Source organism: Streptomyces bobili, assembly GCF_002154575.1.
GTDB classification, from domain to species: domain Bacteria; phylum Actinomycetota; class Actinomycetes; order Streptomycetales; family Streptomycetaceae; genus Streptomyces; species Streptomyces bobili.
Genome location: NZ_MUBA01000628.1, coordinates 1 through 778 on the forward strand (window position 1 = coordinate 1; position 778 = coordinate 778).

Here is a 778-nt window from a genome sequence, read left to right on the forward strand (position 1 = left end):
CCGGGCGAGCCCGAAGGCCGCGCTGCCCTGGGTCCGGTCCCGCCGCCATACGGCCTCGTAGTAGGCCTCGGTCTGGCGGTCCGCGGCGATGAGGTGCTCCGTGCAGAAGCCGAGGGCCAGTTTCGGTGCCGACTCGCCGGGCAGCGAGCCGTAGACGGCGGCGAACTCACCTTCGGCCGCCTGGACCTGACCGTCCGTCAGCCACCGCAGACCCCGGTGCCAGTAGATCCGCCAGTCGTAGGCGCCGCTCTGCCGGCCGGCCCTGTCCAGCCACCGCCCGGCCCGGTCCGTGTCCCCCGCGTCGAGATAGGCACGGCACAGCCACAACGAGGTCTCCACGGTGTCGAGCCGCGGGTCGCTCCCGGCGCGTTCCGCGATGCGTTCGGGGCTGCCGGACACGAGGCCGCCGAGCAGTACGGCCGCCGGGTCGCGCGGGTCGGGGATCGGCACGGGCAGGGCCCGCGCGGTGTCCCCGGGATCCGGCGCCCCGACGGGCAGCCAGGGCACTCCGGGGCCCGGACGCCCGGTCCAGTGCTCCAGCGACGGCACCGTGCCGAGCGCCGCGCCGAAGAGGGCCGCCGTCGGCTCGAACCGGGTGGAGCGCTCCGGGTACGGCTCGTGCCCGCTGAGCGCCTGGTGCTCGCGCAGCACCTCCCACAGCTGGCGGGACATCTCGGCCGCGGAGGTGAACCGGGCCGCCCATTCGGCGTGGGTGGCGCGTCTGATCAGCGCGTCGAACGAGCGGGCGGCGAGCCCGGCGGCCGGCTCGGCGCGGGCG

General features: G+C 76.3%; 1 protein-coding gene. It reads right to left on the reverse strand.

Going from position 1 to position 778, the window contains the following annotated elements:
* Window positions 1-778 (reverse strand): tetratricopeptide repeat protein (locus BZL64_RS35135; RefSeq protein ID WP_279634648.1); only part of this gene is annotated, 778 nt, incomplete at both ends.